This is a genomic window from Pantoea sp. X-Soil-ISGK-275 (genome assembly GCF_059730795.1).
This window is the reverse complement of the sequence record NZ_AP035976.1, coordinates 3,287,345-3,313,195: the sequence shown is the minus strand read 5'-3', so window position 1 is coordinate 3,313,195 and position 25,851 is coordinate 3,287,345. Positions and strand designations below refer to the sequence as shown.

Below are 25,851 nucleotides of genomic sequence, written 5' to 3'. Positions count from 1 at the left end.
CTGAGAGGAAAGGCAATGAAAATTGGATTTATCGGCCTCGGCATCATGGGCAAACCGATGAGTAAAAACCTGGTGAAAGCCGGTTATTCGCTGGTGGTGCGCGACCATAATGTCGGCAACGAAGCAGAGCTGGTGGAGCTGGGCGCCACCGTGGCGAAGACGCCAAAAGAGGTAGCTGAGCAGGTGGATGTGTTGATCACCATGGTTCCGAACTCGCCGCAGGTTAAAGAGGTGTGCCTCGGCGCTAACGGCATCATCGAAGGCGCGAAGCCTGGCCTGATCGTGATCGACATGAGTTCCATTGCGCCATTGGCCAGCCGCGAAGTGCATGATGCGCTGGCGGCGAAAGGCATCAAAATGCTCGATGCGCCGGTGAGCGGCGGCGAGCCGAAAGCGATTGAAGGCACGCTGTCGGTGATGGTCGGCGGTGATAAAGCGGTGTTCGATCAGTGCTTCGACATCATGAAAGCGATGGCGGGTTCGGTGGTCCACACCGGCGACATTGGTGCGGGTAATGTTACCAAGCTGGCGAATCAGGTGATCGTGGCGCTCAACATCGCGGCGATGTCGGAAGCGTTGTCACTGGCGACCAAAGCGGGCGTTAATCCTGAGCTGGTTTATCAGGCGATTCGTGGTGGCCTGGCGGGCAGCACCGTGCTGGATGCCAAAGCGCCGATGGTGCTGGATCGTAACTTTAAACCGGGCTTCCGTATCGATCTGCACATCAAAGATCTGGCCAATGCGCTGGATACCTCACACGAGATTGGCGCGCATCTGCCGCTCACCGCTGCGGTCATGGAGATGATGCAGGCGCTCAAGGTGGACGGACAGGGCACTTCCGACCATAGCGCGCTGGCCTGCTATTATGAAAAATTAGCGAAAGTTGAGATCACTCGGTAGTGCAATCGTCCGGCGTCTGCGGATGCCGGGCGGCTCGCTGCCTTCGCAGGACGGATGTCCGTCATCAACCGCGCTGGATTGCCTATGAAAATTGTCATCGCACCGGATTCATATAAAGAGAGTTTATCCGCCCTGGAAGTGGCTTCGGCGATTGAAGCGGGATTCCGCGATATCTTTCCTGAAGCTGACTACGTGAAAATACCGGTTGCCGACGGTGGCGAAGGCACGGTTGAAGCGATGGTGGCGGCAACGCAGGGAAACATTGTCCGGCTGACGGTTACTGGACCGCTCGGCAAGCCAGTGGAAGCGTTCTACGGTTTGTCAGGCGATGAGCGTACCGCGTTTATCGAAATGGCGGCGGCCAGTGGGCTGGAGTTAGTGCCCGCCGCACAGCGCGATCCGCTGATTACCACCTCGTTTGGCACCGGCGAGCTGATCAAAGATGCGCTTGATCGCGGTGTCGATCACATCATCATCGGCATTGGCGGCAGCGCCACCAACGATGGCGGTTCCGGCATGATGCAAGCGCTGGGCGCGCAGCTGCTGGATGAGCACGGCAAGGAAATTGCCTATGGCGGTGGTGCATTGCCGCAGCTGGCGCGCATTGACATCGCACAGCTGGATGCGCGTATTAAAGAGTGCCGCTTTGAAGTGGCCTGCGATGTCAGTAATCCGCTTACCGGTGAAAAGGGGGCGTCGGCGATCTTCGGTCCGCAAAAGGGCGCAACGCCGGAGCTGGTGCAACAGCTGGACAAAGCGCTGGAACATTACGCCACCTTGATTCATCGCGATCTGGATATTGATGTTTTACACATTGATGGCGGCGGCGCGGCCGGTGGCATGGGCGCGGCGCTGCATGCGTTTTGCCAGGCCGAGTTGCGCAGCGGTATCGAGATTGTCACCGAAGCCCTGGGCCTGGCCGAGCAGGTGAAAGATGCCGATCTGGTGATTACCGGCGAAGGGCGCATTGATAGCCAGAGCATCAACGGCAAGGTGCCGATTGGTGTGGCAAAAGTCGCGAAGCAGTTTAATAAGCCGGTGATTGGCATTGCCGGGAGTTTGACGGCGGATGTCGGCGTGGTGCATCAACATGGGCTGGATGCGGTATTTAGCGTGCTGTTTAGCATTTGTTCGCTGGAAGACGCGCTGGCCAATGCGGCGCAGAACGTGCGTTTGACGGCGCGCAATGTGGCGGCGGTGATTAAGGTGGGTAGAGGGAGATAGTTTTCCCTCACCCTCACCCTCTCCCAGAGGGAGAGGGAATTGTTCGGTGCACATTTTGCTCCCTCGCCCGCTTGCGGGAGAGGGCTGGGGTGAGGGGAAAACCGCACCGCACTAACCCAACGCCAACAATTTTCTCGCCTCTCGCGCCACGTTCGCCATCTCATCGCTCAACTCCAGCAGCTCCGGTTCAAGCGCGTCGATATCGCTCTCCTGATGCAAACTCTTCTCCAACTGCTGACACAGCTGCTTCAGGCGCGGCACGCCGCTGTAGCTGGCGCTGCCGTGCAGTTTGTGAATAATCTCGCGCAAGCCCACCACATCGTTACTCGCCATCGCACTCTCAACGTGCTCTTCCACTTCTGGCAGGAAATCGAGCAGCATTTGCAGCAGATCGCGGGCTAAATCAGGTTTATTGGCGGCCTGACGCAGCGCTAACGTCCAATCCAGGGACGGCGCCACTTCAGGCGGTTGTGGTTGCGGCGCGATTCGGTTCGGCGCGTAGCGTTGCAGCAGCTGGCTCAGTTTGTCCTCGTCAATCGGCTTCGCCAGATAGTCATTCATGCCAGCATTGATCAGCTGCGCACGTTCACCATCCAGCGCATGCGCAGTAACGGCGACAATCGGTGTGGTGGCGTGCAGCGGCAGGCTGCGGATGATTTCGCTGGCGCGGATGCCATCGATATCTGGCATCTGAATGTCCATCAGAATCACGTCCAGCTTGTGCAGGCGCGCCTGGCGAATCGCCTGCTCGGCGTTATCACACAGAATGATGTGCTGCACCTGCTCCTCCAGCAGCGCGCCAATCAGTTTCAGGTTGGCGGGATTGTCATCCACCGCCATTACCGTCAACGGCTGACGTGCGCCACGCGGCAGCGCATCGCTTTGCCAGTCATGTAAGTCGAGCAGCATTGGCAGCAAGCGTGTTAACGAAACCGGCTTGGCGATACAACCGGCAATGCCGCGCGCGCGCAAGTCGTCGGCAAACAGCATCATTTCACTCGGCAGCGCCAGCAGCACCGAATCGGCACGCGCATGCAGACGCGTAATCAACGCATCCGATAGCGTCGCAGGATGCGGTTCGGTGACCGGCAAGCCCATCAGCAGCAGCGGGAAGTGCGTATCGGGCATCTCTTCCAGACTGGAGAAGTGCTGCACCTGCAACGGCGTGATGCTCAGCATCTCCTGCACCGCTTTCGCCACCGCCGGGTGGGGTTCGATATAGGCCAGCGGCGTGGCGCGCAAATCATCCAGCATGCGCGGAATGGCCGGTGCGTTCGGATTGAGATCAAGATGAATATGCACCCAGAAGGTGGAACCCTGATTCGGACGGCTGTGGAAGGCAATTTCGCCGCCCATCTCGCTCACCAGTTTCTGTGTGATCACCAACCCTAAACCGGTGCCGCCATGACGACGTGAAATACTGGCATCGGCCTGGCGAAACGCCTGGAACAGCTGCGACTGCTGCTGTTCGGAGATACCGATGCCGGTGTCATGCACCTGAATCTCCAGCTCGACGCGCGTGTTGCTGATGCTGCGCAGCTCAACGCGCAGATCGATATGTCCGTGCTCGGTGAATTTAATCGCGTTGCCGATCAGGTTGATCATGATCTGCTGCAGGCGCAGCGGATCGCCAATCACGTTGTCCGGCACCTGTTTTTCCAGGCACACGGTAATTTCCAGCCCTTTGTCGTGGGCTGACGGCGCCAGCAGCACCAGCGTTTCATCCAGCGTGGCGCGCAGCGGGAACGGGATCGACTCCAGCACCAGTTTGCCGGCTTCCAGTTTCGAGAAATCGAGCACGTCGTTAATGATGCTCAGCAGGTTATTCGCCGAGCGCTCGATGGTGCTCATGTAGTCGCGCTGGTTGGTGCTCAGCCCGGTTTTCAGCATCTGGCGGGTAAAGCCAATCACGCCATTCAGCGGCGTACGCAGCTCATGCGACATATTGGCGAGGAACTCTGATTTGATACGCGCCGCTTCCTGCGCGCGCTTCTTCGCCAGATCCAGCTCCACGTTCTGAATCTCCAGCTGCTCCAGCGTTTCACGTAGATCGTAAGTCGCCTGATCAATGTTCTGCTGCATCTCTTCGTGATAGGCGGTGAGCGACATCGCCATGGCGTTGATACCGTTTTTCAGAATGCTCAGCTCGCCCAGCATGTAGCCATCCACGCGACTGTCCAGCTGGCCGCGACGAATGCGGTCCACGGTGGTGACCATGTTGCGAATCGGGCCGGTGACGTCGCGCATCAGGCGATAGGCAAACAGCATGGCAATGCACAGGCAGAACAGCAGCAGCAGCGTGGCGACAAACACCTCTTTGTACTGCTCGAGCCGCACCGATTGCAGATCCAATTCTATCGCCACATAACCCAGCGGATTCCCGGCTGGCTTGGCATCTTCGCCCGGCAATTCATCCACCGAATAGCGTTCAGAGATGATCGGCGTGCGCAGAATCATCACATTGCCTTGCCGCTCCACCGAGACGCCATCTTCCAGCGTGGAGATGTCCTCTTTCTGTAATAACGAGAGGTTTTGGTTGTTATTCGAGGTGACGTAGACGTGATTGTTGTTGTCGAAAATGGTGATGGCACGGACAATATTGGAGTGGCGGCGATGCAGCAGGCTGACTAATTCGCGAATCGCATCGCGGTTGTGCCACGTCATGCCGTATTCACTGGAGACCGCCAGCGGTTCGATGATGTTCGCCCCCGCGTCGTGCACCTGATGCTGTAATTCGTTGTAGCGGTGCACCACAAAGAAGGTACTGAGCAGCAGGCCAATCATCAGCGTTGGTGCCAGTATCAAAATCATCATTCGCGCCCGCAGGCTGTATTTGGTCATAATTGTGGCCTGGCGATTCCTGGCATTTTTTCCCTGTGCGAGCGCATTGAACGGCTGCACACCCAATTAAAGTAGAGATTTCACAATACTATGGCGCAATTTTACTCTGCAAAACAGCGTGTGACGACTAAGGCGCGCATATCCGTCACCATCGAAGACCTCGATCCTTTCGGACAAGGTGTTGCGCGCCATAAAGGCAAGGCGATGTTTGTCAGCGGCGCGCTGCCTGGTGAACAGGCGGAAGTGACGGTGTTCGAGGATAAAAGCAAATACGCGCGCGCCAAAGCCAACAAGATCATCAATCCCAGCCCACAGCGGGAAAAACCGCGCTGCGTCCATTTCGGCGTATGCGGCGGCTGCCAGCAGCAGCATGCGTCGGTGGCTTTGCAGCAGGAGAGCAAAGCGCGCGCCTTGAGCCGCATGTTAAGCCGCGAAGCGCCGCTGCCAGTAAAGGTCGATGAGATCATCAGCGGCAACGCGTGGGGCTATCGTCGTCGTGCGCGTTTAGGCTTGCAGTGGCAGCCAAAACAGCAGCGCCTGCAAATGGGTTTCCGCCAGGCCGCCAGCAACGATCTGGTTGAGCTGAAGCAATGCCCGGTTTTGGTGCACGAACTTGAAGCGTTACTGCAACCGTTGCACCAGTGTCTCAGTGATTTACAAGCGGTCAAACGCTTGGGCCACGTTGAGTTGGTGCTGGCGGACAATGGCCCGCTGATGGTGCTGCGCCATCTTGATGCACTCTCTGCAGGGGATCGCGCAAAACTGGAACGTTTTTCGCATGAGCAGCAACTGTCGCTCTATCTGGCTGATGGCAGTGAAAGTTTGCAGGCGCTGAATGCGCGTGAACCTTTTTATCACTCGTTGAATTTGCCGCTAACCTTTAGCCCGCAGAATTTTATTCAGGTCAATGATGGCGTGAATCAGCAGATGGTGGCCAAAGCCATCGAATGGCTGGATTTGCAGCCAGAAGATCGTGTGCTGGATTTGTTCTGTGGCATGGGAAACTTTACTTTGCCTCTCGGAAAGTTCGTACAAAATGCTGTAGGTGTGGAGGGCGTTGCAGCATTAGTGCAGCAGGCAGCGTATAATGCAGTCCAGAATAATCTTGAGAATGTTCGCTTCTTCCAGCATAACCTGGAGGAAGATGTATCGCGTCAGCCGTGGGCGACGCAGGGATTTAACAAGGTGTTACTGGATCCAGCGCGTGCTGGGGCCGCGGGCGTGATGACGCATGTGGTTAAACTTGCGCCAGAACGTGTGGTCTATGTTTCCTGTAACCCTACAACGCTGGCGCGTGACAGTCAGACATTGCTGTCAGCGGGCTACCATTTGGAAAGGGTCGCGATGCTGGATATGTTCCCACATACCAGTCATCTCGAATCCATGGTGCTGTTTAGCAAAGCATAAGCGATGTCCACATCGCTGTGGCAGGAGAGGATATGGTTGCGGTTAGAAGTGCGCATTTAAATACGGCGGGCGAATTTGCCCTCGACCAGTGGATCGCCAGTTTAAGTATTAACAACCCGCAATCCTGTCAACGACTGGCGGATGCGTGGCGCTACTGTGAAGCCGAAACGCACAACCATCCTGATCAAGCTCTGCTGCTGTGGCGCGGTATTGAGATGGTGGAAATTCTCACCATGCTCAGCATGGATATCGACAGCCTACGCGCGGCGCTGCTGTTCCCGCTCGCTAACGCCGATGTGGTGAGCGAAGAGGATCTCGAAAAAGCCTTTGGCAAAGAGATTGTGATGTTGGTGCACGGCGTGCGCGACATGGATGCTATTCGTCAGCTGAAAGCGATTCACAACGATTCGATGGCCTCCGAGCAGGTGGATAACGTGCGCCGCATGCTGCTGGCGATGGTGGAAGATTTCCGCTGCGTGGTCATCAAGCTGGCGGAACGTATCGCCCATCTGCGTGAAATGAAAGACGCGCCAGAAGATGAGCGCGTGCTTGCGGCGAAAGAGAGCACCAATATCTACGCGCCGCTGGCCAACCGCCTGGGTATCGGCCAGCTCAAATGGGAGCTGGAAGATTACTGCTTCCGCTATCTGCATCCCGATGAATACAAACGTATTGCTAAGCTGCTGCACGAACGCCGTATCGATCGCGAAGGCTACATCGAAAGCTTCGTCGCCAACCTGCGCGCCGAGATGCAGAAAGAGGGCGTGCGTGCCGAAGTTTATGGTCGTCCAAAACACATCTACAGCATCTGGCGCAAGATGCAGAAGAAGTCGTTAGCGTTCGATGAGCTGTTTGACGTGCGTGCGGTGCGCATCGTGGCGGAACGCTTGCAAGATTGCTACGGCGCACTCGGTACGGTGCATACGCTGTTTCGCCATCTGCCGAGTGAGTTTGACGACTACGTTGCCAATCCCAAGCCCAACGGCTATCAATCGATTCATACCGTGGTGCTTGGGCCGCAGGGCAAAACGGTGGAAATCCAGATCCGTACGCGCCAGATGCATGAAGATGCCGAGCTGGGCGTCGCCGCACACTGGAAGTACAAAGAAGGTCCAACCTCCAGCAACGCGCGCGGCGCGGCGGGACATGAAGGGCGCATCGCCTGGCTGCGTAAGCTGATTAGCTGGCAGGAAGAGATGGCTGATTCCGGCGAGATGCTGGAAGAGGTGCGCAGCCAGGTATTCGACGATCGCGTGTATGTGTTTACCCCGAAAGGTGACGTGGTCGATCTGCCGGCGGGATCAACGCCGCTCGACTTTGCCTATCACATTCACAGCGATATCGGTCACCGCTGCATTGGCGCTAAAATCAGCGGGCGCATCGTGCCGTTTACCTATCAGTTGCAGATGGGCGATCAGATTGAGGTGATCACCCAGAAGCAGCCGAATCCAAGCCGCGACTGGCTGAACCCGAACCTCGGCTATATCACCACCAGCCGCGGACGTTCGAAAATTCACGCCTGGTTCCGTAAGCAGGATCGCGACAAAAATATTATCGCTGGCCGTCAGATCCTCGAAAACGAGCTGAATCAGATGGATATCAGCATGCGCGAAGCGGAGAAACTGCTGCTGCCGCGCTATAACGTCAGTTCGCAGGATGAGTTGCTGGCGATGATTGGCGGCGGCGATATTCGCCTCAATCAGATGGTGAATTTCCTGCAAGGCAAGCTCAACAAGCCGAGCGCCGAAGAGGAAGATCGCGAGGCGCTGCGCCTGCTGACGCAGAAGTCACATGCGCCGTCGGCGCGCAAAGAGAGCGGTCGCGTGGTGGTGGAAGGCGTGGGCAATCTGCTGCACCACATCGCCCGTTGCTGCCAGCCGATTCCTGGCGACGATATCGTGGGCTTTATCACCCAGGGACGTGGCATCTCAATTCACCGTGCCGACTGCGACCAGTTAACCGAGCTGATTTCGCACGCACCGGAACGCATCGTTGATGCGGTGTGGGGCGAAGATTACTCCAGCGGTTACTCGCTGGTGGTGCGCGTCACTGCCAACGACCGTAGCGGTTTGCTGCGCGATATCACCACCATTCTGGCTAACGAAAAGGTCAACGTGCTCGGCGTCTCCAGCCGTAGCGACACCAAAAAACAGCTGGCGACCATTGATATGGATATTGAGATCTATAACCAGCAAGTGCTTGGCCGCGTGCTGGCACGCCTTAATCAGGTGCCGGACATTATCGACGCGCGCCGTTTGCATTAGTAAGTGCTGGCTGTTCCCCCATCCCGGCCTTCCCCCGTTCACGGGGGAAGGAGACGCTGCCATATGCGACATCGGCGCATTCTCTCCCTAAATTTTCCCAAAGGATCCTCTCATGACGCCCTTAAACCGCCTGCTTACCATCATGCAAACCTTGCGCGACCCGGAGCGCGGCTGCCCGTGGGATCGTCAGCAAACCTTCGCCTCGATCGCGCCTTATACGCTGGAAGAAACCTACGAAGTGATCGATGCCATTCAGCGCGAAGATTTTGCCGATCTGCGCGGTGAACTTGGCGATCTGCTGTTTCAGGTGGTGTTTTACGCACAGATGGCCGATGAGCAGCAGCGCTTCAATTTTGACGACGTCTGCAACGCCATCAGCGACAAACTTGAGCGCCGTCATCCGCACATTTTTGGCGATGTTCAGGCCGAAACCAGCGAAGAAGTGCTGCAAAACTGGGAAGCGATCAAACACAGCGAGCGCGCGGAAAAATCGCAGCACTCTGCGTTAGATGACATCCCTAAAGCGCTGCCGGCATTGATGCGCGCGCACAAAATTCAGAAGCGTTGCAGCACGGTGGGCTTCGACTGGAATAATCTCGGTCCGGTGCTGGATAAAGTGCATGAAGAGATCGACGAAGTGATGCACGAAGCGCAGCAAGCGGTGGTGGATAACGACAAGCTGGAAGAGGAGATCGGTGATTTACTGTTCGCGACCGTCAATTTATCGCGCCATTTAGGCAGCAAAGCGGAAGTCGCGTTGCAGAAAGCCAACGATAAGTTTGAGCGCCGCTTCCGTCAGGTTGAAACTATTATCGCTTCACAAGGTTTAGCGATGAGCGATGCCACCCTGGATCAAATGGAAGCCGCCTGGCAGCAGGTGAAAGTGTTGGAGAACAAGCAGTAAGCGAATCTGGCGATTATTCCAGCACTGCGCATAAATTCGCCGCTTGAGCTTACTCGATTCAGCCTTGCGGTGACTTTGTGACGTACATCAACATTTCGCACCCTGCTATCCGCTATGTTACCGGCTTACCTGTGGAGGACGATGGTGTGATTCATCAATTGTGGCTTAAGACGACTTCAAGTATACTATTTTCCCGTCTTGGTTATTCCACCGTCTTTAAACCTAAACTCTCAGGTTCAGCATGACAACGAATTATATTTTTGTGACCGGCGGGGTCGTTTCCTCTCTGGGCAAAGGCATTGCCGCAGCCTCCCTCGCAGCTATCCTTGAAGCACGTGGTCTGAATGTGACCATCATGAAACTCGATCCGTACATCAACGTCGATCCGGGTACCATGAGCCCAACGCAGCACGGTGAAGTATTTGTTACCGATGATGGGGCCGAAACCGATCTGGATTTAGGTCACTACGAGCGCTTCATCCGCACTAAAATGTCGCGCCGCAACAACTTTACTACCGGTCGTATCTACTCAGAAGTGCTGCGCAAAGAGCGTCGCGGTGACTATCTGGGCGCTACGATTCAGGTTATCCCGCACATCACCAACGCCATCAAAGAACGCATCATTGAAGGCGGCGAAGGTCATGACGTCGTTCTGGTTGAGATCGGCGGTACCGTGGGTGATATCGAATCTCTGCCGTTCCTCGAAGCGATTCGCCAGATGGCGGTCGATGTCGGTCGTGAACACACCATGTATATGCACCTGACGCTGGTGCCGTATATGGCGGCCGCAGGCGAAGTGAAAACCAAGCCAACCCAGCATTCAGTGAAAGAGCTGCTGTCGATCGGGATTCAGCCAGACGTGCTGATCTGCCGTTCTGACCGCGCTGTGCCGGCGAACGAGCGCGCTAAAATCGCGCTGTTCTGTAACGTGCCAGAAAAAGCGGTTATTTCCCTGAAAGATGTGGATTCCATTTATAAGATTCCAGGCATGCTGAAATCGCAAGGTCTGGATGATTACATCTGCAAGCGTTTCAATCTGAACGCGCCGGAAGCGAACCTGGCCGAATGGGAGCAGGTGATTTACGAAGAAGCCAATCCGGGCGGCGAAGTGACCATCGGTATGGTCGGCAAATATGTCGAACTGCCGGATGCGTACAAATCAGTGATTGAAGCGTTGAAACACGGCGGCCTGAAAAATCGCGTTACCGTGAACATCAAACTGATCGACTCGCAGGATGTTGAAACGCGCGGTGTCGAATTACTGAAAGATCTGGATGCTATTCTGATCCCTGGCGGCTTCGGCTACCGCGGTGTGGAAGGCAAAATGATGACGGCGCAATACGCCCGTGAGAACAACGTGCCTTACCTGGGGATTTGCCTTGGCATGCAGGTTGCGCTGATGGAATTTGCCCGCAACGTTGCCGGTATGGAAGGCGCGAACTCTACGGAATTTGTGCCAGACTGTAAGTATCCGGTGGTTGCGCTTATCACCGAATGGCGTGACGAAGAGGGCAACGTTGAGCAGCGTACTGAGCAGAGCGATCTGGGCGGCACCATGCGTCTGGGCAGCCAGCAGTGCCAGTTGACGCCGGAAAGCAAAGTGCGTCAGTTGTACGGTTCTGAAATCATTACCGAGCGCCACCGTCATCGTTACGAAGTAAACAATATGTTGCTGAAGCCGATTGAAGCGGCGGGTCTGCATATTGCCGGTCGTTCTGGCGACGATCAGCTGGTTGAGATCATTGAGATCCCGAACCACCCGTGGTTTGTTGCCTGTCAGTTCCACCCGGAATTCACGTCGACCCCACGCGATGGTCATCCGCTGTTCGCTGGCTTTGTGAAAGCCGCGCAGGAACACCAGAAGCGTTTAGCGAAGTAAGTTTCACGAACAACGCGCGAACTTTTCGCGCGTTGTTTGTCTTAGGATTGACTAACTTGTACTGAGGAAAATCGAATGTCCAAAATCGTAAAAGTCATCGGTCGCGAAATCATCGACTCCCGTGGCAACCCAACTGTAGAAGCAGAAGTGCATCTGGAAGGCGGTTTCGTTGGTCTGGCTGCTGCGCCATCAGGTGCATCAACCGGTTCTCGCGAAGCACTGGAGCTGCGTGACGGTGACAAATCTCGTTTCCTGGGCAAAGGCGTAACCAAAGCGGTTGCGGCTGTTAACGGTCCAATCGCTAACGCGGTAACCGGTAAAGATGCCAAAGACCAGGCGAACATCGATAAGATCATGATCGAGCTGGACGGTACTGAGAACAAATCTAACTTCGGTGCTAACGCCATTCTGGCGGTTTCACTGGCTGCTGCGAAAGCTGCTGCTGCCTCTAAAGGCCTGCCGCTGTACGCTCACATCGCTGAACTGAACGGCACCCCAGGCAAATACTCTATGCCACTGCCAATGATGAACATCATCAACGGTGGTGAGCACGCCGACAACAACGTCGATATCCAGGAATTCATGATTCAGCCAGTTGGCGCGCCAACCCTGAAAGAAGCGATTCGCATGGGTTCTGAAGTCTTCCATCACCTGGCGAAAGTGCTGAAGTCGAAAGGCATGAGCACCGCTGTTGGCGACGAAGGTGGCTACGCGCCAAACCTGGGTTCTAACGCCGAAGCGCTGGCTGTTATCGCTGAAGCGGTAAAAGCAGCAGGCTACGAGCTGGGCAAAGACATCACCCTGGCGATGGACTGCGCAGCATCTGAATTCTACAAAGACGGCAAATATGTGCTGGCTGGCGAAGGCAACAAAGCCTTCACTTCAGAAGAGTTCACGCACTTCCTGGAAGATCTGGCTAATCAGTATCCAATCGTTTCTATCGAAGATGGTCTGGACGAATCTGACTGGACTGGTTTCGCCTACCAGACCAAAGTGCTGGGCGACAAACTCCAGCTGGTAGGTGACGACCTGTTCGTAACCAACACCAAGATCCTGAAAGAAGGTATCGATAAAGGCATCGCTAACTCCATCCTGATCAAATTCAACCAGATCGGTTCACTGACCGAAACTCTGGCTGCAATCAAGATGGCGAAAGATGCGGGTTACACTGCGGTGATTTCACACCGTTCAGGTGAAACCGAAGATGCAACCATCGCTGACCTGGCGGTAGGTACTGCAGCTGGCCAGATCAAAACCGGTTCTATGAGCCGTTCTGACCGTGTTGCTAAGTACAACCAGCTGATTCGTATCGAAGAAGCGCTGGGCAGCAAAGCACCGTTCAACGGTCTGAAAGAAGTTAAAGGCCAGGCGTAATCGCCTGAGTATGCTGCCTGCGGGCGGCATCGTCTGAATAGAGCCCCGCCTTGTGCGGGGCTTTTGCTTTTATTTGGCACGAAGCAGCTGTTACTCAGCGCGCAAGATCTGCCATAATCTGCGCCTCAAATTTTAGACGTGAGTGAAAAATGTTCTACCCGATTAACGAAATGTTCCAGACGCTGCAGGGCGAAGGTTTTTACACCGGTGTTCCGGCGCTGTTCATCCGCTTACAAGGATGTCCGGTGGGCTGTAGCTGGTGTGATACCAAACATACCTGGGAAAAGCGGGCGGATCGGGAGACCTCGCTCGGCGATATTCTGGTTAAAACCGTGGAAAGCGATGCGTGGGGCAGCGCCGATGCGGCGATGCTGATCGACACCATTCAACGTCAGGGTTGGACCGCACGTCATGTGGTGATTACCGGCGGCGAACCTGCGATTTTTGATCTGCGCCCTTTGACGGAACAACTAGAAGCGGCGGGATTTGCCTGCCAGATCGAAACCAGCGGCACGCATGACGTGCAGTGTTCTGACGCGACCTGGGTGACAGTTTCACCCAAGGTGAACATGCGCGGTGGCTACGACGTATTGCCGCAGGCATTGCAGCGCGCAGATGAAATCAAGCATCCGGTGGCGCGTGAGCGTGATGTGGAAGCGTTAGATGAATTGCTGGCGGGATTGCACGACGAGAAAAAGCGCATTGTGGCGCTGCAACCGATCAGTCGCGGCGATGCGGCCACCAAGCTCTGTATTGAAACCTGTATCGCCCGCAACTGGCGGCTTTCGATGCAGACGCACAAATATTTGAATATCGCCTAAATTGTAGGGTCGCCATTCATGGCGACCGCAAACTTACTATTTCGCTTTGTACGCATCAAACGCCTGTTTGATTTCAGTTTTGGCTTTCGCCGCATCTTCAAAACCATTTAGCTCAACTTTCTTCCGACCATCCGGCAATTGCTTATACACGCGGAAGAATGACTGCAAACGCTCTTGCTCGATCTTCGGCAGGTCGCTCATCTCTTTAATTTCGTCATAGGTCGGGTCGATTTTGCTGGTTGGCACGGCGACGATTTTGTCGTCCTTTTCGCCGCCATCAATCATTTTCAGCACGCCAATCGGACGGAGTTTGATCAGTGTGCCTGGTTGTAGCGGCGCGCGGGTATAGAAAATCACATCCAGCGGATCGCCATCTCCCGCCAGCGACTGCGTCAGCGAGCCATAGTTTGCAGGATAGGCAACCGGCATTGACTGGAAACGGTCGGCAAAAATAAAGCCGGTTTTGGCGTCGGTTTCATATTTGATCATGCCGCCCGCTGGAATTTCGGTTACGGCAAAGAACTCATCCGGCACTTTATCCGGTTGCGGAAAATCGAGAATATTTTGCGCCTGAACGGCGGCAGAGGCGGAAACAAAAACTGCAATCAGGGAAAGGCGTTTTACCAGATTCATTGTTGATTCTCTTGATCTTTAATGAAGGAGACAACAACTTAGAGGCGGCAGATGACAGTGGGATGAAAGGTAAGTAAAGAAGCGTACAGCAGGAAAGTCAGGCTGCACTGGCGCAGCCCGAAAACACAATTAACCTTTGTAAACGCAGCCGGCGGTGCAGGTCTCTTTAATCATCACCGCGCTCAATTCTGGCAGAATCGGCTTCATCTGATCCCAAATCCATTTCGCCAGCACTTCACTGGTCGGGTTTTCTAAACCCGGGATGTCATTCAGATAGTGATGATCGAGGCGTTCATACAGTGGCTTAAACTTCGCCTTCAGTTCGGCAAAATCCATTACCCAACCGGTATGCGCATCCACTTCGCCGGTAATTTCTAATCGCACCAGGAACGAATGGCCGTGCAAACGCCCACATTTGTGGCCTTCCGGCACGTGAGGTAAGCGGTGGGCAGATTCGAACTGGAACTCTTTAAATAACGTGGTAGACATAATGGCTCTCAGACTTAAAAACCGCTGAAGTCTACCTGAATTGCAGATTTTTCGCACCCGCTGGCAACGAAAAGGGCATTTTGCGCCTTCTCAACGCCAAACGTCTAATTAACTCTTTGAATCATATCGCCTTCATTTACCACTTTTGCTGGTTAACTTTACCCGAAAAACCACTTAGTCATTTTGGTTATTTAATATGTCGAAGGCGTATTTAATCGTTAATATACAGCCCGGTAACCTACGCATTCTTTCGCAACATATTGATCCGGACTTCTGACACTGGAATTTTTAACGCAATGACGACTCAGGCACCAGGTTCACTGCTTCCGTTATCACCGGAGCAACTCGCGCGCTTACAGGCGGCGACCACGGATTTCAACACCACTCAGATGGCCTGGCTCTCCGGCTACTTCTGGGGCATGGTCAATCAGACGCCGGGTGCGGTTGCCGCGCCAGCGCCGGTTCAGGCAGAAACCCCGACCATTACGCTGATCTCCGCCTCGCAGACCGGTAACGCGCGTCGCCTGGCTGAACAGCTGCGTGATGACCTGCTGGCCGCCAAGCTGAGCGTCAATCTGGTTAACGCCGGCGATTACAAATTCAAGCAGATCGGTCAGGAAAAGCTGCTGGTGGTGGTGACCTCCACGCAAGGCGAGGGCGAGCCACCGGAAGAAGCTGTGGCGCTGCACAAGTTCCTGCTGTCGAAGAAAGCGCCGAAGTTTGAAGGCACCGCGTTTGCGGTGTTCGGCCTTGGCGATACCTCTTATGAGTTTTTCAGCAAAGCCGGTAAAGACTTTGATGAGCGTTTGGCTGAGCTGGGGGCAGAACGTCTGCTGGATCGTGTGGATGCCGATGTTGAATACAAAGATCAGGCGAACGCGTGGCGTCAGCAGATCACTGAGATTCTGAAAGCGCGTGTGCCGAGCCAATCGCCAGCGCAGGCCGCCGTTACGGCGGCGGGCAGCGTTAATCTGGTCGACAGCAGTCCGTATACCAAAGAAGAGCCGCTGGTGGCCAGCTTTGCGGCTAACCAGAAGATCACCGGGCGCGATTCGGATAAAGATGTACGCCACATCGAGATCGACCTCGGCGATTCAGGCCTGCGCTACCAGCCGGGCGATGCGCTGGGCGTATGGTTTGAGAATGATGACGCGTTGGTGCAGGAACTGCTGCAGCTGGTGTGGTTAAAAGGTGATGAGCCGGTAGAGGTGCAGGGCAAAAATCTGCCGCTGGCCGAAGCGCTGAAAACGCATTTCGAGCTGACGGTCAACACGCCACAAATCGTTGAGCAGTATGCGGCGCTATCCCGCAATGATGCGCTGTTGGCGCTGGCCGGTGACAAGCCGAAGCTGCAGAGCTATGCGCAGAGCTTCCCGATTGTCGATATGGTGCGTCAGGCACCCACCGAATTGAATAGCGAACAATTAACGGGCCTGCTGCGTCCGCTGACGCCGCGCCTGTATTCCATCGCCTCATCACAGGCGGAGAACGAAACCGAAGTGCACATCACCGTGGGTGCGGTGCGCTTTGAAATTGACGGTCGCCAGCGCGGCGGCGGCGCCTCAACCTGGTTAGCGGATCGTATCGAAGAGGATGGCGAAATCCGCGTCTTCATCGAGCACAACGATAACTTCCGCTTACCGGCTAATCCGGAAACGCCAGTGATCATGATTGGTCCGGGCACCGGCATCGCGCCGTTCCGCTCCTTTATGCAGCAGCGTGACAACGATGGCGCAGGCGGTAAAAACTGGCTGTTCTTCGGCAACCCGCACTTCACTGATGATTTCCTCTATCAGGTGGAGTGGCAGAAGTACGTCAAAGATGGCTTGCTGACCCATATCGATCTGGCATGGTCACGCGATCAGGCCGAGAAAGTTTACGTACAAGATAAAATCCGCGCCAAAGGTGCGGAGGTGTGGAGCTGGCTACAGGAAGGCGCGCACCTTTACGTCTGCGGCGACGCCAATCGTATGGCGAAAGACGTTGAGCAGGCATTACTGGATGTGGTGGTCGAACACGGCGGCATGGATCGTGAAACGGCTGACGAATTTTTAAGTGAGCTGCGCATTGAGCGCCGTTATCAGCGAGACGTTTACTAATGAGCGAAAAACATCCTGGACCGCTGGTCGTTGAAGGCAAGCTGGTCGACGCTGAGCGTCTGAAAAAACAGAGCAACTACCTGCGCGGCACCATCCTCGACGATCTCGACGATGGTCTGACCGGCGGCTTCACCGGCGACAACTTCCTGCTGATCCGTTTCCACGGCATGTACCAGCAGGATGACCGCGATATTCGTGTCGAGCGCGCTGCGCAGAAACTCGAACCGCGTCACGCCATGATGCTGCGCTGCCGTCTGCCGGGCGGCATCATCACGCCAACGCAGTGGCTGGCGATTGATAAGTTCGCCACCGATAAAACCATTTACGGCAGCATCCGTTTGACTAACCGTCAGACTTTCCAGTTTCACGGCATTCTGAAGAAGAACGTGAAGCCGACACACCAGATGCTGCACGAAGTCGGGCTGGATGCGCTGGCGACCGCCAACGACGTGAACCGTAACGTGCTGTGTACCTCGAATCCGGTGGAATCAGAGCTGCATCAGGAAGCATATGAGTGGGCGAAAAAGCTGTCAGAACATCTGCTGCCGCAAACCCGCGCTTACGCTGAAATCTGGTGGGACAAAGAGAAGGTCGCGACCACCGATAAAGAGCCGATTCTTGGCGAAACCTATCTGCCGCGTAAATTCAAAACCACGGTTGTGGTGCCGCCGCATAACGATGTCGATCTGCACGCAAATGACCTGAACTTCATCGCCATCGCCGAGAAGGGCAAGCTGATTGGCTTTAACCTGCTGGTTGGCGGTGGTTTGTCGATTGATCACGGTAACAAAGCGACCTACGCGCGCACCGCGAGCGAGTTCGGCTTCCTGCCGGTTGAGAAGATCCTCGACGTGGCGGCTGCGGTGGTCACCACGCAGCGCGATTGGGGTAACCGTACCGATCGTAAAAATGCCAAGACCAAGTACACGCTGGAACGCGTCGGTGTAGAGACTTTCAAAGCGGAAGTGGAAAAGCGTGCCGGTCTGACCTTCGAACCGATTCGTCCGTATGCGTTTACTTCGCGCGGCGACCGTATTGGCTGGGTGAAAGGCATCGATGAGAAATGGCACCTGACGCTGTTCATCGAGAACGGCCGTTTGCTGGATTATCCTGGCCGTCCGCTGAAACGCGGCATTGCTGAAATCGCGAAAGTGCATCAGGGCGATTTCCGCCTGACCGCCAACCAGAACCTGATTGTGGCTGGCGTGCCGGAGAAGCAAAAAGCGCAGATCGAAGCCATCGCCCGTGAACACGGTTTGATGGAAGCGGTCACGCCGCAGCGTGAGAACTCGATGGCGTGTGTGGCGTTCCCGACCTGTCCGCTGGCGATGGCCGAAGCTGAGCGCTTCCTGCCGTCGTTCGTCACCAAAGTGGAAGAGATCATGCATAAGCACGGCGTCGGCGAAGAGCACATAGTGTTACGCGTTACCGGTTGCCCAAATGGTTGTGGCCGTGCTTTGCTGGCGGAGTTGGGTCTGGTGGGCAAAGCGCCGGGCCGTTACAACTTACATATTGGCGGCAACCGCGAAGGTACGCGCATCCCACGCATGTACCGCGAGAACATCAACGAAGGCGAAATCCTTGCCAGCATTGATGAACTGGTGGCGCGCTGGGCAACCGAGCGTCAGGCCGATGAAGGCTTCGGCGACTTCGTGATTCGCACCGGCATCATTAAAGCCGTGGTTGATCCCGCCCGTGATTTCTGGGACTCGGAGGCAGTATGACGGTACTCGATCTCGCAGCACTGAATGGTTCATCAAAAGTTGACCGCATTATGGCGCTGGCGGAAAGCAATGTGCAGCTGGAGAAACTCTCTGCTGAACAACGTGTGGGCTGGGCATTAGAACAGCTGCCAGGCGCATTTGTGCTGTCATCCAGCTTTGGTATTCAGGCGGCGGTTTTGCTGCATATGGTGACGCAGCAGAAGCCGGACATTCCGGTGATCCTGACCGATACCGGTTATCTGTTTCCGGAAACCTATCGCTTCATTGATGAGCTGACCGACAAGCTCAATCTTAACCTGCAGATTTTCCGTGCTGATACCTCAGCGGCATGGCAGGAAGCACGTTACGGCAAACTGTGGGAGCAGGGCGTTGAAGGGATTGAGCAGTACAACCAGATCAACAAAGTAGAACCGATGAATCGCGCGCTGGAAACGCTGGGCGCGCAAACCTGGTTTGCTGGCCTGCGCCGCGATCAATCTGGCAGTCGCGCCAGTTTGCCGGTGCTGGCGGTACAGCGCGGGGTGTTCAAGATTCTGCCGATCATTGACTGGGATAACCGTCAGGTGCATCAATATCTGACCCAACACGGATTGAAATACCATCCGCTGTGGGATGAAGGTTATCTGTCAGTGGGCGATACGCATACCACCAAAAAGTGGGAACCTGGCATGGCCGAAGAAGAGACGCGCTTCTTCGGCCTGAAGCGCGAATGCGGGTTGCATGAGGGTTAAGTGGTAAGTGCTGGCTGTACCCCATCCTTAATTTGTGCTTGCTGTCCCCCTCCTCGGTCCTCCCCCATAAATGGGGGAGGAAGATGCTGCAATATGTGAGTTCTGAAGGTGCATGTGGCAACATCTCCTTCCCCCGTTTACGGGGGAAGGCCGGGATGGGGGACTACCAGCACAATCAAATCCCTTTTAACACCGCAAACTCTTCCGCCGCACGCGTCACATTCACTTTCGTCACTTCGTAATGCGCCACTGCCACAAACGGATCTTCCGCCAGAATGGTGTCCAGCCGCGCACGATCAATATCCTTCACCAGCAGCACGCCGCTGGTGCGCGGATCTTTACGTCCCGCCGCAATAAATACGCCGCTGTCAAAGTAGCGGTTAAGCCACGCAACATGTGGGTCGAGTAACGCTTCCACTTCTTCTACCGGACGAAAATAGTTCAGATATACCACGTACATAGTGAATCCTCAGGTTGTCGGATTAGCGAGCTCGGTTAGCAGCGGCAGCAGAATCTTCACGCTGTCACGCGTGCGTTGCGTGATGCGGCCTGGCAGCCAGTGATCGAGATAGTTGAGGTTATCGCGCTCGGTTTGATGGCGCACGTTGCCTGCCGGGAAGTGGCTGGAGCGCGCGCGCTGTTGCTGCCCATCTTTGTTGCCCAGCGCCCAGTTGGCGGCGGTGACATCCAGCAATGGCATGCCAGCTTTATCGAACGGATTGACGCCGGGATAATCGCGTGCGGTCATCGCGTGGCTGGCGGCGGAGATGCCGTAACGCTGCGCCAGCTGCACGGCGCGCACGCTGGTCTGCTTGCGTACCGCCGATGGCGTATTGATACCGCTATTAAAATAGAGATGATCGCCAACGATCAGGCTATTCAGATCGATCACCAACAGCGTGTTCTTCTTTTCCTGCACGCTCATGCGCGCCAGATAATCATCCATGCCGTGCAAACCGGCTTCACCGGCGCTCAGCGCCACGAAGCGCACGCCGTAGTGCAGCGGCGTCTTGCTGAGCGCCTGTGCCAACTCCAGCATCACGCCCAGCCCGGAGGCATTGTCGTCCACGCCCTGCAAACGCAGGCCGCCGAGATTGTTATCGGCTTCATGGCGGCTGAGCGGTGTCCAGGTATCCAGATGCGTAACGATCAGAATCTCCTGCGGCACTTCACCGGCACGCGCGGCAATCACCGAGGTGGCCGTGACTTTGTGCGTGCGGCTCTCGCCCTTTTTCTCCAGCCAGTTATAGCTGGTTTTGAACTGGCGGGTATTACTCTGATATCCCAGCTGGCTGAACTGCTGCTGCAGATAATCGGCAGTCAGCAACTCGGCTGGACTGCCGCTCATGCGGCCGGGGAAATAGGTGGCGATATGGCGTAACTGCTGTTCGGCAAAATGCCCCGGCGCGGTGGAAGTGCTCGCAGCCTGAGCCAAGAAAGGCAAACCGCCCGCAAGCAGTGCTGCCAGCACGCAGCGGCGGAGAGTGGCAAACATAGTGATAGTCCTTTTCTGACATCCAGTGATGCTAAAAAAATTCCGGGATAGTATGAAACTGTGACGACGCTTGCACAATTTGATTTGCTCCGAAACACCAGCAATATCATTTGTTAAGCACAAAATGTTATCAGCAATCCTGGGTCGTTATTCCATTCGGTAACTACTCATTCCAATTCGTAATTTCATCTGTCCAAAGGGCGGGACGTATAGTCGCGTTAACTTATTGTAAAACTAGCAAGGTTAACGTGGATTATCTGCCTCTCTTTGCCGATCTCAAAAGCCGTCCGGTGCTGGTTGTCGGCGGTGGCGAAATCGCTGCGCGCAAAATAGAACTGCTGCGGCGTGCCGGCGCGCGCGTGCTGGTCGCCGCGCGCGAACTCGGTCATGAGCTGCAGGCGCTGCTGGAAATTGAGGCGATTGAATGGATCGCCCACAGCTTCGATCCGGCTCAGCTGGATGGCGTGTTCCTTGTGATTGCCGCTACCGATGACAACGCGCTCAACGCGCAGGTGTTCGATGCTGCCAACGCGCGCCACAAGCTGGTGAACGTGGTGGACGATCAGCCGAAATGCAGCTTTATCTTCCCGTCGATTGTCGATCGCTCTCCGCTGGTGGTGGCGATCTCCTCCAGTGGCACCGCGCCGGTGTTAGCGCGTCTGCTGCGTGAAAAAATTGAAGCCTTGCTGCCGGCCAATCTCGGACAGATGGCGGAAGTGGCTGGGCAGTGGCGCGACAAGGTTAAACAGCGCTATCACCGCATGTCTGAACGGCGTCGTTTCTGGGAACGCGCTTTTAATGGTCGGTTCGCCAGCCAAATGGCGGCGGGCAACGTCAATGAAGCGCGCCGTACGCTGGATCACGAGCTGGAAAACGATAACGACAATCAGGGTGAAATCACGCTGGTGGGCGCGGGTCCGGGCGACAGCGGCTTGCTGACGCTGCGTGGCTTGCAGGTGATGCAGCTGGCCGATGTGGTGCTGTATGACCATCTGGTCAGCGACGAAGTGCTTGAATTAGTTCGCCGCGATGCCGACCGCATCTGCGTCGGTAAACGCGCCGGTGCGCATTCGGTGCCGCAGGAAGAGACTAATCAGATGCTGGTGACGCTGGCTAAACAGGGCAAACGCGTGGTGCGGCTAAAAGGCGGCGATCCGTTTATCTTTGGCCGCGGTGGTGAAGAGTTGCAGGCGGCGCAGGCGGCGGGTATTCCGTTCCAGGTGGTGCCGGGCATCACCGCTGCGGCAGGCGCAACCGCCTATGCCGGTATTCCGCTGACCCATCGCGACCACGCGCAGAGCGTGCTGTTTATTACCGGTCACTGCCGCGCTGATGGTGACGGCATTGATTGGCCGTCGCTGGCGCGCGCACGTCAAACCTTAGCGATTTACATGGGCACGGTGAAAGCGGCGGAAATCGCTGCCGGGCTTATCGAACATGGCCGCGCGGCCTCCACACCGGTGGCGGTGATTGGGCGCGGTACGCGTCAGGATCAGCAGGTGCTGACCGGAACCTTAGAACAACTGGAAGCGCTGGCAGCCGCCGCGCCCACGCCAGCACTGTTAGTGATTGGCGAAGTCGTAAATTTGCACGGGCAATTGGCCTGGTTCCAACATTCGGCACAGCAGGGGGCTCGCGAGTCCGCCGTTGTCAATTTGGCTTGAGGAAAAATTATGGACCAAAATCGACTTACTCATCTGCGCCAGCTGGAGGCAGAGAGTATCCATATCATCCGCGAGGTGGCGGCCGAGTTCAGCAATCCGGTGATGATGTACTCCATCGGCAAAGACTCCTCGGTCATGCTGCATCTGGCGCGCAAAGCCTTCTATCCGGGCACGCTGCCGTTTCCGCTGCTGCATGTTGATACCGGCTGGAAATTCCGTGAAATGTACGAGTTCCGCGATCGCACCGTGAAAGCGATGGGCGCGGAGCTGCTGGTGCATCGCAACCCTGAAGGCGTGGCGATGGGCATCAACCCGTTTGTCCACGGCAGCGCCAAACACACCGACATCATGAAAACCGAAGGCCTGAAGCAGGCGCTGAACAAATACGGCTTTGATGCGGCCTTTGGCGGCGCGCGTCGTGATGAAGAGAAGTCGCGCGCGAAAGAGCGTATCTACTCCTTCCGCGATCGCTTCCACCGCTGGGACCCGAAAAATCAGCGTCCTGAGCTGTGGCACAACTACAACGGCCAGATTAACAAAGGCGAAAGCATCCGCGTGTTCCCGCTCTCCAACTGGACCGAACTGGATATCTGGCAGTACATCTTCCTCGAGAATATCGAGATCGTGCCGCTGTATCTCGCCGCGCCGCGTCCGGTGCTGGAGCGTGATGGCATGCTGATGATGATCGATGACGACCGTATCGATCTGCAGCCAGGCGAAGTGATCAAACAGCGCATGGTGCGTTTCCGTACCCTTGGCTGCTGGCCGCTGACCGGCGCGGTGGAATCAGAGGCGCAGACGCTGCCGGAAATTATTGAAGAGATGCTGGTCTCCACCACCAGTGAACGCCAGGGCCGCGTGATTGACCGCGACCAGGCCGGTTCGATGGAAATGAAGAAACGTCAGGGTTATTTCTAAGGAGACGCAGATGAATACCGTTATTGCACAACAGATTGCCGATCAGGGCGGCGTAGAAGCCTGGCTGACCGCGCAACAACACAAAAGCCTGCTGCGTTTCCTGACTTGCGGTAGCGTCGACGACGGCAAAAGTACCTTGATTGGTCGCCTGCTGCACGACACGCGTCAAATTTATGAAGATCAGCTCTCCTCGCTGCACAACGACAGCAAACGTCACGGCACCCAAGGCGAGAAGCTGGATCTGGCGTTGCTGGTTGATGGCTTGCAGGCCGAACGTGAGCAGGGCATCACTATCGATGTGTCGTATCGCTACTTCTCGACCGAAAAGCGCAAATTCATTATTGCCGACACACCGGGACACGAGCAGTACACCCGCAACATGGCGACCGGTGCATCGACCTGCGATTTGGCGATCCTGCTGATCGATGCGCGTAAAGGCGTGCTGGATCAGACGCGTCGTCACAGCTTTATCTCCACGCTGTTAGGCATCAAGCATCTGGTGGTCGCCATCAACAAGATGGATCTGGTCGAGTACAAGCAAGAGACCTTTGAGCAGATCAAACAGGATTACCTCGATTTCGCCGCGCAGCTGCCGGAAGATCTCGATATTCGCTTTGTGCCGATGTCGGCGCTGGAAGGCGATAACGTGGCAACGCCAAGTGTCACCATGCCGTGGTACAGCGGCCCAACGCTGCTCGACGTATTAGAAACCGTTGAACTGAACCGCGTGGTGGATCATCAGCCGATGCGTTTCCCGGTGCAGTATGTCAACCGTCCGAATCTCGATTTCCGTGGTTATGCCGGTACGCTGGCTTCAGGCGTGGTGAAAGTCGGTCAACGCGTGAAAGTGCTGCCTTCAGGCGTGGAGTCCACCGTTTCGCGCATCGTCACCTTTGATGGCGACCTGCCTGAAGCGGGTGCCGGTGAAGCAATTACGCTGGTGCTGAAAGATGAGATCGACATCAGCCGTGGCGATCTGCTGGTGGATGCGGAAGCTGAACTGCAGGCGGTGCAATCCGCCAACGTCGACGTGGTGTGGATGGCGGAACAGCCACTGCAGCCGGGCCAAAGTTACGAAGTGAAGATCGCCGGTAAGAAAACCCGCGCGCGCGTGGAGAAAGTGATCCATCAAGTGGAGATCAACTCGCTGGAGAAGCGCACGGTGGACAGCCTGCCGCTTAACGGCATTGGCCTGGTGGAACTGACCTTTGACGAACCGATGGTGCTGGATGCTTATCGCCAGAATCCGGTGACCGGCGGCATGATCTTTATCGATCGTCTGAGCAACGTGACGGTTGGCGCGGGCATGATCAATCAGCCGCTGACCGATGTGCGTGCGCAAGCGGGCCAGTTCAGCGATTTCGAGCTGGAACTGAACGCGCTGGTACGTCGTCACTTCCCACACTGGAACGCACGCGATCTGCTGGGTGGCAAGTAATGGCGCAGCACGATGAAAACGTGGTGTGGCACGATCATCCGGTAACGCGCGAGGAGCGCGAACAGCAGCACGGCCATCAAGGCGTGGTGCTGTGGTTCACCGGGCTGTCCGGCTCGGGGAAATCTACCGTGGCCGGCGCGCTGGAGCAGGCGCTGCATCGGGCGGGGGTGAATACCTATCTGCTGGATGGCGACAACGTGCGTCACGGCCTGTGCCGAGACCTCGGCTTCAGCGATGACGATCGTAAAGAGAACATTCGCCGCGTCGGCGAAGTGGCGAAGCTGATGGTCGATGCCGGTTTAGTGGTGTTGACCGCCTTTATCTCGCCGCATCGCGCGGAACGCAATATGGTGCGCGATCTGCTGGCTGAAGGGCAGTTCATCGAAGTGTTTGTCGATACGCCGTTGGCGGTGTGCGAAGCGCGCGATCCCAAAGGTTTATACAAAAAAGCCCGTGCCGGTGAGCTGCGTAATTTCACCGGTATCGATAGCGTTTACGAGGCGCCAGACGCCCCGGAAATCCACCTTGATGGCGAACAATTGGTTACAAAACTCGCCGGCCAATTGTTAGACCTGCTGCGTCACCGCGATATCATCAGATCCTGAACCGACAGCGGCAAATCCCTCTGGGTTTGCCGCGCTTAGCGTCAACAGGATCTCTATGCAGAACGTAACGCCCATGCTAGCCCGTAAAGATGAACGCACCCCGGATGAGCCTCGCTCGTCACTGCCGGGCGGCGTGTTTGGCTTTCTCTCGTACTGGTGCGCGCTGGCGATTCCGTTCATGCTCTACGGCTCCAACACGCTGTTCTTCTTCCTCTACACCTGGCCATTTTTCCTCGCGCTGCTGCCGGTTTCGGTGCTGATTGGCATCGTGCTCAGCCTGATGATCCGCACCCACTTGTTCTGGAGCGGTATCGCCACGGCGATGGTGGTGATATGCCTGTTCTGGCTGCTGTTCTCATTTCTCTCCGGTTGGTAACGCCCAGCTGATGTGCAAACGCATCGGCAGGTTACAAAACTTTACCTGCCGTCTCGCCTCCTACT

General features: G+C 56.0%; 21 protein-coding genes. 16 read left to right on the top strand and 5 right to left on the bottom strand.

All coding sequences use genetic code 11. The annotated features are described in order from the left end of the window. Positions 1 to 15: 15 nt before the first annotated feature. Positions 16 to 900, top strand: coding sequence for a 2-hydroxy-3-oxopropionate reductase (gene garR, locus AC6I8A_RS15460; protein WP_179452258.1), 885 nt, complete (start codon positions 16 to 18; stop codon positions 898 to 900). Positions 901 to 984: 84 nt separating this feature from the next. Then, on the top strand, positions 985 to 2,124 hold the full coding sequence (locus AC6I8A_RS15455) for a glycerate kinase (protein ID WP_497818740.1): 1,140 nt from the start codon (positions 985 to 987) through the stop codon (positions 2,122 to 2,124). Positions 2,125 to 2,235: 111 nt separating this feature from the next. Here AC6I8A_RS15455 and barA read toward each other — a convergent pair whose 3' ends face one another. Then, complete coding sequence (barA, locus tag AC6I8A_RS15450; protein WP_256697232.1) at positions 2,236 to 4,965, bottom strand: two-component sensor histidine kinase BarA; 2,730 nt, start codon at positions 4,963 to 4,965, stop codon at positions 2,236 to 2,238. Positions 4,966 to 5,055: 90 nt separating this feature from the next. On the opposite strand from barA, the gene rlmD reads away from it, so the two are divergent. From rlmD to queE, 6 genes are all read left to right on the top strand, one after another. After that, positions 5,056 to 6,372 carry a 23S rRNA (uracil(1939)-C(5))-methyltransferase RlmD gene (gene rlmD, locus AC6I8A_RS15445; protein WP_256697231.1) on the top strand — a complete coding sequence of 439 codons (1,317 nt, stop codon included), beginning with the start codon at positions 5,056 to 5,058 and terminating at the stop codon, positions 6,370 to 6,372. A 32-nt stretch (positions 6,373 to 6,404) separates the two neighbouring features. After that, on the top strand, positions 6,405 to 8,636 hold the full coding sequence (gene relA, locus AC6I8A_RS15440; RefSeq protein ID WP_256697230.1) for a GTP diphosphokinase: 2,232 nt from the start codon (positions 6,405 to 6,407) through the stop codon (positions 8,634 to 8,636). 112 nt (positions 8,637 to 8,748) lie between these two features. Beyond that, positions 8,749 to 9,540 carry a nucleoside triphosphate pyrophosphohydrolase gene (gene mazG / locus AC6I8A_RS15435; RefSeq protein WP_293791782.1) on the top strand — a complete coding sequence of 264 codons (792 nt, stop codon included), beginning with the start codon at positions 8,749 to 8,751 and terminating at the stop codon, positions 9,538 to 9,540. A gap of 241 nt (positions 9,541 to 9,781) precedes the next feature. Then, positions 9,782 to 11,419, top strand: a complete 1,638-nt coding sequence (pyrG, locus tag AC6I8A_RS15430) for a glutamine hydrolyzing CTP synthase (protein WP_007891723.1) — start codon at positions 9,782 to 9,784, stop codon at positions 11,417 to 11,419. A 75-nt stretch (positions 11,420 to 11,494) separates the two neighbouring features. Continuing rightward, entirely contained in the window at positions 11,495 to 12,793 is a 1,299-nt protein-coding gene (eno, locus tag AC6I8A_RS15425; protein ID WP_265299384.1) for a phosphopyruvate hydratase, read from the top strand. A 149-nt stretch (positions 12,794 to 12,942) separates the two neighbouring features. Beyond that, a complete protein-coding gene (gene queE, locus AC6I8A_RS15420; RefSeq protein ID WP_256697226.1) occupies positions 12,943 to 13,614 on the top strand; it encodes a 7-carboxy-7-deazaguanine synthase QueE in 672 nt (223 codons plus the stop codon). A gap of 36 nt (positions 13,615 to 13,650) precedes the next feature. Here the strand turns inward: queE and AC6I8A_RS15415 are convergent, their stop codons facing one another. Next, the gene (locus AC6I8A_RS15415) at positions 13,651 to 14,247 is read right to left on the bottom strand and encodes an inorganic diphosphatase (RefSeq protein ID WP_265299386.1); all 597 of its coding nucleotides are present in this window, start codon (positions 14,245 to 14,247) and stop codon (positions 13,651 to 13,653) included. Positions 14,248 to 14,376: 129 nt separating this feature from the next. Then, positions 14,377 to 14,739 (bottom strand): 6-carboxytetrahydropterin synthase QueD, encoded by a 363-nt coding sequence (gene queD, locus AC6I8A_RS15410; protein ID WP_256698444.1) that lies wholly within the window; start codon positions 14,737 to 14,739, stop codon positions 14,377 to 14,379. Positions 14,740 to 15,032: 293 nt separating this feature from the next. On the opposite strand from queD, the gene cysJ reads away from it, so the two are divergent. Genes cysJ through AC6I8A_RS15395 form a run of 3 tightly spaced genes read left to right on the top strand, consistent with a single transcriptional unit; the run spans position 15,033 to position 19,290 of the window. Next, a complete protein-coding gene (gene cysJ / locus AC6I8A_RS15405) occupies positions 15,033 to 16,835 on the top strand; it encodes an NADPH-dependent assimilatory sulfite reductase flavoprotein subunit (RefSeq protein ID WP_497818739.1) in 1,803 nt (600 codons plus the stop codon). Further along, on the top strand, positions 16,835 to 18,559 hold the full coding sequence (cysI, locus tag AC6I8A_RS15400; protein WP_497818738.1) for an assimilatory sulfite reductase (NADPH) hemoprotein subunit: 1,725 nt from the start codon (positions 16,835 to 16,837) through the stop codon (positions 18,557 to 18,559). Before cysJ ends, cysI begins: the two co-directional genes overlap by 1 nt. Beyond that, entirely contained in the window at positions 18,556 to 19,290 is a 735-nt protein-coding gene (locus AC6I8A_RS15395) for a phosphoadenylyl-sulfate reductase (protein ID WP_008104559.1), read from the top strand. Before cysI ends, AC6I8A_RS15395 begins: the two co-directional genes overlap by 4 nt. A gap of 175 nt (positions 19,291 to 19,465) precedes the next feature. Here AC6I8A_RS15395 and AC6I8A_RS15390 read toward each other — a convergent pair whose 3' ends face one another. Further along, positions 19,466 to 19,750, bottom strand: a complete 285-nt coding sequence (locus tag AC6I8A_RS15390; RefSeq protein WP_265299393.1) for a YciI family protein — start codon at positions 19,748 to 19,750, stop codon at positions 19,466 to 19,468. A gap of 9 nt (positions 19,751 to 19,759) precedes the next feature. Next, positions 19,760 to 20,785 (bottom strand): aminopeptidase, encoded by a 1,026-nt coding sequence (locus AC6I8A_RS15385; protein WP_265299395.1) that lies wholly within the window; start codon positions 20,783 to 20,785, stop codon positions 19,760 to 19,762. 248 nt (positions 20,786 to 21,033) lie between these two features. On the opposite strand from AC6I8A_RS15385, the gene cysG reads away from it, so the two are divergent. Genes cysG through AC6I8A_RS15360 form a run of 5 tightly spaced genes read left to right on the top strand, consistent with a single transcriptional unit; the run spans position 21,034 to position 25,786 of the window. Beyond that, positions 21,034 to 22,449, top strand: coding sequence for a siroheme synthase CysG (cysG, locus tag AC6I8A_RS15380; protein WP_256697218.1), 1,416 nt, complete (start codon positions 21,034 to 21,036; stop codon positions 22,447 to 22,449). Positions 22,450 to 22,458: 9 nt separating this feature from the next. After that, positions 22,459 to 23,367, top strand: coding sequence for a sulfate adenylyltransferase subunit CysD (gene cysD, locus AC6I8A_RS15375; RefSeq protein ID WP_007893231.1), 909 nt, complete (start codon positions 22,459 to 22,461; stop codon positions 23,365 to 23,367). A 10-nt stretch (positions 23,368 to 23,377) separates the two neighbouring features. Continuing rightward, entirely contained in the window at positions 23,378 to 24,805 is a 1,428-nt protein-coding gene (gene cysN / locus AC6I8A_RS15370) for a sulfate adenylyltransferase subunit CysN (protein WP_497818737.1), read from the top strand. Continuing rightward, positions 24,805 to 25,410 (top strand): adenylyl-sulfate kinase, encoded by a 606-nt coding sequence (gene cysC / locus AC6I8A_RS15365; RefSeq protein WP_008104549.1) that lies wholly within the window; start codon positions 24,805 to 24,807, stop codon positions 25,408 to 25,410. Before cysN ends, cysC begins: the two co-directional genes overlap by 1 nt. 55 nt (positions 25,411 to 25,465) lie before the next feature. After that, positions 25,466 to 25,786: a DUF3561 family protein gene (locus AC6I8A_RS15360; RefSeq protein ID WP_008104547.1), complete on the top strand. Its 321-nt coding sequence runs from the start codon at positions 25,466 to 25,468 to the stop codon at positions 25,784 to 25,786. The last annotated feature ends 65 nt before the right edge of the window (positions 25,787 to 25,851 follow it).